1 protein-coding gene is annotated in these 1100 nt (G+C 68.9%); it reads left to right on the top strand.

The window, feature by feature from the left end; translation table 11 throughout:
• Positions 1-1100, top strand: a 1100-nt coding sequence (locus KCG88_RS30795; protein WP_210713763.1) for an acetyl-CoA C-acetyltransferase, incomplete at both ends; no start/stop codon positions are given.

Here is a 1100-nt window from a genome sequence, read left to right as displayed (position 1 = left end):
TCCCTGGCGAACATTCCCGCCGTTGACCTGGGCGCCGCGGTCATCCGCCAATTGCTGGCCCAGACCGGCATCGACCCGGCCCAGGTCGACGAAGTGATCATGGGCCAGGTGCTCACCGCCGGCGCCGGGCAGAACCCCGCCCGCCAGGCCGCGATCAAGGCCGGCCTGCCCCACGCCGTGCCCGCCATGACCCTGAACAAGGTCTGCGGCTCCGGCCTCAAGGCCCTGCACCTGGGCGCCCAGGCCATCCGCTGCGGCGATGCCGAGGTGATCATCGCCGGCGGCCAGGAAAACATGAGCCTGTCCAACTACGTGCTGCCCGGCGCCCGCACCGGCCTGCGCATGGGCCACAGCCAGATGGTCGATTCCATGATCAGCGACGGCCTGTGGGACGCCTTCAACGACTACCACATGGGCATCACCGCCGAGAACCTGGTGGAGAAATACGGCATCAGCCGTGAAGCCCAGGACGCCTTCGCCGCCGCGTCCCAACACAAAGCCGCGGCGGCCATCGAGGCCGGGCGCTTTGTCGACGAGATCACCCCGATCCAGATTCCCCAGCGCAAGGGCGACCCCCTGACCTTCGCCACCGACGAACAGCCGCGCCCCGGCACCACCGCCGAGGCCCTGGCCAAGCTCAAGCCGGCGTTCAGGAAAGACGGCAGCGTCACCGCCGGCAACGCCTCGGCGCTGAACGACGGCGCTGCCGCGGTGATGCTGATGAGCGCGAGCAAGGCCCGGGCCCTGGGCCTGCCGGTGCTGGCAAAAATTGCCGCCTACGCCAACGCTGGCGTCGACCCGGCGATCATGGGCATCGGCCCGGTCTCGGCCACCCGCCGCTGCCTGGACAAGGCCGGCTGGACCCTGGACCAGCTGGACCTGATCGAAGCCAACGAAGCCTTCGCCGCGCAGTCGCTGTCGGTGGCCAAGGAGCTGGAATGGGACGCCAGCAAGGTCAACGTCAACGGTGGTGCGATTGCCATCGGCCACCCGATTGGTGCGTCGGGCTGCCGGGTGCTGGTGACCCTGCTGCATGAAATGATCAAGCGTGATGCCAAGAAGGGCCTGGCCACCCTGTGCATCGGCGGCGGCCAGGGCGT

It is taken from the genome of Pseudomonas sp. MWU349 (assembly GCF_017947325.1).
GTDB lineage: Bacteria > Pseudomonadota > Gammaproteobacteria > Pseudomonadales > Pseudomonadaceae > Aquipseudomonas > Aquipseudomonas protegens.
This window is presented reverse-complemented; position numbering and strand designations above follow the sequence as displayed.